6 protein-coding genes and 1 pseudogene are annotated in these 6,944 nt (G+C 71.7%); 6 read left to right on the top strand and 1 reads right to left on the bottom strand.

Annotated features, from left to right (window positions below; all coding sequences use genetic code 11):
• The 6 genes and pseudogenes from GJ633_RS12570 to argF form a co-directional block, all read left to right on the top strand.
• The coding region (locus GJ633_RS12570) for a RimK family alpha-L-glutamate ligase (protein WP_156589106.1) at positions 1–626 on the top strand (626 nt) is incomplete at its 5' end.
• Positions 623–1,708: an N-acetyl-gamma-glutamyl-phosphate reductase gene (argC, locus tag GJ633_RS12565; protein WP_156589105.1), complete on the top strand. Its 1,086-nt coding sequence runs from the start codon at positions 623–625 to the stop codon at positions 1,706–1,708. The genes GJ633_RS12570 and argC, both read left to right, overlap by 4 nt.
• 36 nt (positions 1,709–1,744) lie before the next feature.
• Positions 1,745–2,696 (top strand): annotated as a pseudogene (locus tag GJ633_RS12560) (acetylglutamate/acetylaminoadipate kinase).
• A complete protein-coding gene (locus GJ633_RS12555; protein WP_321169070.1) occupies positions 2,693–3,820 on the top strand; it encodes an aspartate aminotransferase family protein in 1,128 nt (375 codons plus the stop codon). The pseudogene GJ633_RS12560 and the gene GJ633_RS12555 overlap by 4 nt, the downstream one beginning before the upstream one ends.
• Entirely contained in the window at positions 3,820–4,971 is a 1,152-nt protein-coding gene (locus GJ633_RS12550; protein WP_156589104.1) for a [LysW]-lysine hydrolase, read from the top strand. Before GJ633_RS12555 ends, GJ633_RS12550 begins: the two co-directional genes overlap by 1 nt.
• 190 nt (positions 4,972–5,161) lie before the next feature.
• Entirely contained in the window at positions 5,162–6,061 is a 900-nt protein-coding gene (gene argF, locus GJ633_RS12545) for an ornithine carbamoyltransferase (protein ID WP_156589103.1), read from the top strand.
• A 40-nt stretch (positions 6,062–6,101) separates the two neighbouring features.
• Here the strand turns inward: argF and GJ633_RS17245 are convergent, their stop codons facing one another.
• Complete coding sequence (locus GJ633_RS17245; RefSeq protein ID WP_197431331.1) at positions 6,102–6,254, bottom strand: hypothetical protein; 153 nt, start codon at positions 6,252–6,254, stop codon at positions 6,102–6,104.
• Positions 6,255–6,944 lie beyond the last annotated feature (690 nt).

Raw genomic sequence — 6,944 nt, 5'->3', positions numbered from 1 at the left:
CGCTCGCGCTCGCGGCGGCCGACGTGCCGACCCCGGCGACCGAGGTCGCGTTCACGAAGGAGGCCGCGCTGGAGGCCATCGAGTCGTTCGGCTACCCCTGCGTGCTCAAGCCCGTCGTCGGCTCCTGGGGCCGGCTGATGGCGAAGATCGACACGCGGAACGCCGCCGAGGCGATCTTAGAACACAAGGAGACGCTCGGCCACTACGAGCACAAGGTGTTCTACGTCCAGGAGTTCGTCGACAAGCCCGGCCGCGACATCCGCGCGCTGGCGGTCGACGGCGAGCCGATCGCTGCGATGACGCGCACGTCCGACCACTGGCTCACGAACGCCGCGAAGGGCGGCGAGACGAAGTCGTTCGACCTCGACGAGACGGCGCTGGAGTACGTCGAGCGCGCCTCCGATGCGGTCGGCGGCGGGCTGCTCGGCGTCGACCTGATGGAGGTGGGCGGGGCCGGGTCCGGCGAGTACACCGTCCACGAGGTGAACCACACGGTCGAGTTCAAGGCGCTCGACGCCGCCAGCGACGTGGACGTGCCCGCCCGGGTCGTCGACTGGCTGGAGGCGAAGGCGGCCGCGGCAGGCGACACCGACGGCGACGCCGAAACCGACGAGGTGACGCCATGAGCACGAGCGACGGCGCCGAATCGAGCGCGGCCGCGGCCGACGAGACGTACACCGCGAGCGTGATCGGCGGCACCGGCTTCACCGGCGGCGAGCTGTTGCGCCTGCTCGCGGGTCACCCCAACTTCGACGTCGTCCAGGCCACGTCGCGGTCGGCGGACAACATGACCGTCGGGCGCTCGCACCCCAACCTGCGCGGGCTCGACCTGCGCTTCTCGGACCCCGACGACCTGGCGTCCGTCGACGTGCTGTTCTCGGCGACGCCGCACGGCGTCTCGATGGGGCAGGTCGACGAGTACTTCGAGGCCGCCGACACGGTCGTCGACCTCTCCGCGGACTTCCGGCTCCCCGCGGCCGAGCTGTATGACGAGTGGTACGACGGCCACGAGTCGCCCGAGTACTTAGAGCGCGCGGAGTACGCGCTCCCGGAGCTCAACCGCGAGAACCTCGCCGGCGCCGACCTGATCGCCGGCGGCGGCTGCAACGCGACCGCGACGATCCTCGGCTTGAAGCCGCTGGTCGATTCCGGCGCGCTCGACCCCGAGACGGATCAGGTCGTCGTCGACGTGAAGGTCGGCTCCTCGGAGGGCGGCGCCGGCGGCGGCGCGGCCTCCTCGCACCCCGAGCGCTCGGGCGTCGTGCGCCCGTACGCGCCCACGAGCCACCGCCACGAGGCGGAGATCGAGGCGTACCTCGGGCTCTCCGTCTCGTTCACGGTCCACGCCGTGGACATGGTTCGCGGGGCGTCGGCGACCTGTCACGTCTTCCCCGACGAGCCCGTCTCGAAGGCGGACCTCTGGGGGGCGTACCGCGGCGCGTACGCCGACGAGCCGTTCATGCGGATCGTCTCGGGCGGCGGCGGCGTCTACCGCTACCCCGAGCCGAAGTCGGTCGCCGGCACGAACAACGGCGAGGTCGGCTTCGAGCTCGACCCCGGCAACCGGCGCGTCGTCGTGTTCTCGGCGATCGACAACATGATGAAGGGGTCGGCCGGGCAGGCCGTCCACGCGGCCAACGTCGCGCTCGGGCTGCCCGAGACCGCCGGCCTGGAGTTCCAGGGGCTCCACCCCGTGGGATCGCCATGACGGGTGGCAGCGACGCGGCGACGGCCGACGGGTCGAGTGACGCCCGCGAGGCGACGACCGACGCGGTCGCCGACGGCGGCACGCCCGCCGCCGACCCCCCCCGTCGTCGTCAAGATCGGCGGCGCGAAGGCGGTCGACCCGGCCGGCGCGGTCGGCGACGTCGCGCACCTCGCGGCCAACGGGCGCGACGTCGTCGTCGTCCACGGCGGCTCGACGGTCGTCGACGAGACCATCGAGCGGCTGGGCATGGAGCCCGAGTACGTCGAGTCCGCCTCCGGCGTCACCGGGCGGTTCACCGACGCGGAGACGATGGAGGCGTTCACGATGGCGATGGCCGGCAAGCTCAACACCGAGCTGACGGCGCAGTTCCGCGAGGCCGGCGTCGACGCGGTCGGCCTCTCGGGCGTCGACGGCGGGATCCTCTCTGGGCCCCGGAAGTCGGCGGTTCGCGTGGTCGAAGACGGCAAGAAGAAGATCCGGCGCGGCGAACACTCCGGCCGGATCGAGTCGGTGAACGCCGCCCTCCTCGGCGGGCTGCTCGCGGACGGCTACACGCCGGTCGTCTCGCCGCCCATGGAGGGCAAAGAGAGCGACGGCGGCGTGACCCCGGTGAACACGGACGCGGACCGCGCGGCCGCCGCCGTGGCCGGCGCGCTCGACGCCGACCTCGTCCTCCTGACGGACGTGGCCGGCGTGTACGCCGACCCCGACGATCCCGAGACCCGCATCGATTCGGCGGCGACGCCCGACGAGCTGGACGCCGTCGAGGCCGCGCGAGGGGTTCATGGGCAAGAAGGTGATGGCCGCGAGAGAGGCGCTCTCGGGCGGCGCCGGGCGCGTCGTGATCGCCGACGCCAACGCCCGCGACCCGATCGTCGCGGCGCTGGGCGGCGACGGGACGACGATCGAACGGTCGGCGCTCGGCGACGCCGACGGCGACGCAGCCGGCGACGACGACGACGAGACCGACGGAGGTGAGACCGCGTGAGCGGATTCGTCTTCTCGGAGAAGCCGATCGAGATCGCCTCCGGCGACGGGGTGTACCTCACCGACACGAGCGGGACCGAGTACCTCGACTTCGGCGCGAGCTACGCGTGCACGCCCGTCGGCCACTGTCACCCCGCGGTCGTCGACGCCGCGACGAGCCAGCTAGAGGAGCTCATGTACGTTCAGGCGTCGTACCCGCACGCCGCGCGGACCGCGCTGTACGAGCAGCTGTCCGCGGCCGGTCCGGGCGACGTCGACAACGTCTGGCTCTGTAACTCCGGGACGGAGGCCAACGAGGCCGCCCTGAAGTTCGCCCGGCACGCGACGGGCCGCGAGAAGATCGTCGCGACCACGCAGGGGTTCCACGGCCGGACGATGGGCGCGCTCGCGACCACCTGGAAGCAGACGTACAAGCAGGGGTTCGAGCCGCTCGCGGGCGGCGTCGAGTTCGTCGAGTACGGGGATAGCGACGCGATGCGCGAGGCGGTCGACGAGGACACCGCCGCGGTCATCCTCGAACCGCTCCAGGGGGAAGGCGGGATCAACCCCGCGCCCACGGCGTACCTCGAGGCGGTCCGCGAGGCGACCGAAGCCGCCGGCGCCGCGATGGTCTTAGACGAGATCCAGGCGGGGCTCGGTCGGACCGGGTCGCTGTGGGCCGCCGAGCGCCACGACGTGGTCCCCGACGTGCTCACGACCGCGAAGGGGCTCGGCAGCGGGCTCCCGATCGGGGCGACGCTGTGTCGCGACTGGATCGCCGAGGACGCCGGCGACCACGGGTCGACCTTCTCGGGCGGGCCGGTGGTGTCGGCCGCGGCGGGCGCGACGCTCGACGTCATCGAGCGCGAGGCGCTGGCCGCCCACGCCGACGAGATCGGCGCGTACCTCCGCGACGAGCTCGAATCGCGGCTCGGCGACGACGTCCGCGACGTCCGCGGCGACGGGCTGATGATCGGCGTCGAGGTGAAACGCGGCTCGAACCGGCTGCTGCGTGACCTGGCGCTCGACCACCAGATGCTGGCGCTGCCCGCGGGGCGGACCGTCCTCCGGCTGCTCCCGCCGCTGACGATCGAGCGGGAGCACGCCGACGCGGCCGTCGACGCGATCGCGGAGGTGGTCGGGTGATGTCGACCGGGAAGGAGCGCGAAACGGACGAGTCCGCCGCCGAGTCGTCCGCGGCCGGCACCGACGTCGTCGCCGGCGGCGGCTACCCCGAGGCCTGCGACACGCCGGCCCGGAAGCTGCTGTACGACATGGTGTCGATCCCCTCGCCCTCCGGCGAGGAAGCGCAGGCGGCCAAGCGGCTCGTCGACTTCTTCGAGGCGAACGGCCGCGAGGCGTGGATCGACGAGGTCGGCAACGTCCGCGCGCCCGCCAGCGACGCCGTCCTGTTGACTTCCCACATCGACACCGTGCCGGGCGACATCCCGGTCGAGGTGCGGCCCGCCGGGGAGGACGACGAGATCGGCGAGCCCGGCGAGCCCGTCCTCTGGGGCCGCGGGACCGTGGACGCGACGGGACCGCTCGTCGCGATGGCGGTCGCCGCGGTCAAGACGGGCGTCTCGTTCGTCGGCGTCGCCGGCGAGGAGACCAGCTCGCGGGGCGCCCGCCACCTCGTCGCGGACCGCGGCGCGCCCGAGGCGGTCGTCAACGGCGAGCCCTCGGGATGGGACGGGATCACGCTCGGCTACCGCGGATTCCTCGCGGGGACGTACGTGAACACCAGCGAGTCCGGCCACACCTCGCGGCCGGAGCGGAACGCGATCCAGCACGCGATCGACTGGTGGCACGGCGTCGAGGAGACGTTCGATCCCGCCGACGCGGACACGCCGGTCTTCGAGCAGGTGACGACCAAGCCGGTGTCTGTCGACGGCGGCCTCACGGACGACGGGCTGGCCGTCGAGGCGACGATGGACGTCCAGCTTCGCGTGCCGCCCAACCGGACGGTCGACGAGATCCACGAGCTCGCGGAAGGCGAACTGTCGACCGGGTCGGTCCACTGGAAGGAGCCGATCCCGCCGGTGATGGAGAGCCCGCGGACGGAGCTCGCCCGGGCGTTCCGCGTCGCGATCCGCGGCGCCGGCGGCGACGTGCGGCTGCTCCGGAAGACCGGCACGAGCGACATGAACCTCTTCGCGGCCGCGTGGGACTGCCCGATGGTCACCTACGGCCCGGGCAACTCCGACCTCGACCACGCGCCCGACGAGCGGCTCCCCCTCTCGGAGCTGGACCGCGCGACCGCCGTGTTGAGCGACGTCTGCCAGGACCGACCGTAGGCGTCGCGGCGCGGGCCGCGACGCCGCCCCCTTCTGAGCCGGTCTTGGACGCGACCGGCGACTGACGACCCCACTGCCACCGCACATATCGAACGCCGACCGACGACCCGACGGAGCACAGACCGAGCACGCGACGCTGCCGTGCGACCCGATCACACCACGACCCACACGAGATCCGAACCGACCGCTCATGCCACTCGCCACCGACGACTTCCTCGACATCGACGACGTGACGCCAGCCGAACTGGACGCCCTGCTCGACCGCGCCGCCGCGATGAAGGCGGGCGAGACCGACCCCCGGCTCACCGACGCGACGCTTGGGATGATCTTCGAGAAGCCCTCGACGCGGACCCGCGTCTCCTTCGAGACGGGGATGACCCGGCTCGGCGGGCACGCGATGTTCCTCGGCCCCGACGACATCCAGCTCGGGCACGGCGAGCCGCTGCGCGACACCGCACGCGTGCTCGGCCGGTACGTCGACGGGGTGATGGCGCGGCTGTTCGACCACGCCGACGTGGAGGTGCTCGCGGAGCACGCCGACTGCCCCGTGATCAACGGGCTCACCGACGAGGCGCACCCGTGTCAGACGCTCGCCGACCTCCTCACGATCCGGGAGACGGTCGGCGAGGACGCCACCGTCGCGTGGGTCGGCGACGGCAACAACGTCGGGCAGTCGTTCGTCGTCGGCGCGGCGATGGCCGGGATCGACGTCGAGGTTGCGACCCCGGCCGACTACGGGATGGACCCGGCCGTCTTCGACCGCGCGGCCGCCTTCGGCGCGGCGATCGAGCCGACGACGGATCCCGAGGCCGCGGTCGCGGGCGCCGACGTCGTCTACACCGACGTGTGGATCTCGATGGGCCAAGAGGACCAGCGCGCCGAGAAGCTCGCGGCGTTCGAGGGGTTCCAGGTGAACGAGACGCTGCTCGCCGGCACGGACGCGAAGGTGATGCACTGCCTGCCCGCCCACCGCGGCGAGGAGATCACGAACGACGTGCTCGAATCGGACCGGGCGCTCGCGTGGGACCAGGCCGAAAACCGGATGCACGCGCAGAACGCCCTGCTCGTCGAGCTGCTCGGCGCGGAGTGAGACGGCGGCGCGGGCGGACCGCGGACCGCGGTCGCCGGAGTCAGCGACGCGGCGGGGTGTTCCCCTCCGTGAGAAAGACGCTGTCTTTCGTCGGGTCGAAATAGACCTCCAGCGCGCGGAGGGCGCCGACGTACGCGGCGATCGTGACGAACACGAACGAGACCGCAGCCGGAAGCAAGATGCCGAGGACCATGGTCGGGTAGGTATTCCCACCCGGGGACAAATACGTGCTGGGCGTGCGGACGGCGCTATGTACGTGGAAGCGGATGCGGTGGCGCGCTCCGGTGAGCGCCCAGCGGGCGCGAACCGAGCGCGAGGGAGTCGCGAACGAAGTGAGCGACGAGGCTGGGGAGGCGTGAGGCTGCGGTTTCGGTGAGGTTGGGGCGGGACGCAAAGGGGCAGTCGCCGGCGGCGTTGCCGCCGGCTGCCAGCGGCGCGTCGTGCCTCGCTGCCGCGAGGAGGAACCCCACCGACGGCAAGGACCGCACGCGCGGAGCGCTGAGGACCGCAGCGAGGTGCGGAAGTCCTCGCGGCTGGGGCTTTGGAGGTGTACACCGCGTCGTCGACTACTTCTAAGCGAGCGGTTGAGGCTTTAGAGATAGACACTTGGCCAGCAACGATTCACAAATAGCCACCTGCAAAGCGTTTCATAGAACGGTTCATATGGCATTTCTTTCGCCTAATCAGGTCCACACTATCCGTTCGCTACCCGTGCTAGTGGTACGAGATCTCGGGTGGAACTGCTCGATACGAGAGTATCGTCACCGCGGAGAACATCTGCAAAACCCCAGCCGCTCGGCGGTACGTGGTCGACAGTTCCGCGGCGAATACGTCCAAAGCCCCAGCGGGAGGACTCGGGGGCCGTTGCTGCGCGCCTTGGTCA

Origin of the sequence: Halorubrum sp. CBA1125 (assembly GCF_009742825.1) — an archaeon.
Classification (GTDB): domain Archaea; phylum Halobacteriota; class Halobacteria; order Halobacteriales; family Haloferacaceae; genus Halorubrum.
The sequence above is the reverse complement of the archived record's forward strand: the minus strand, read 5'-3'. Positions and strand labels throughout refer to the sequence as shown.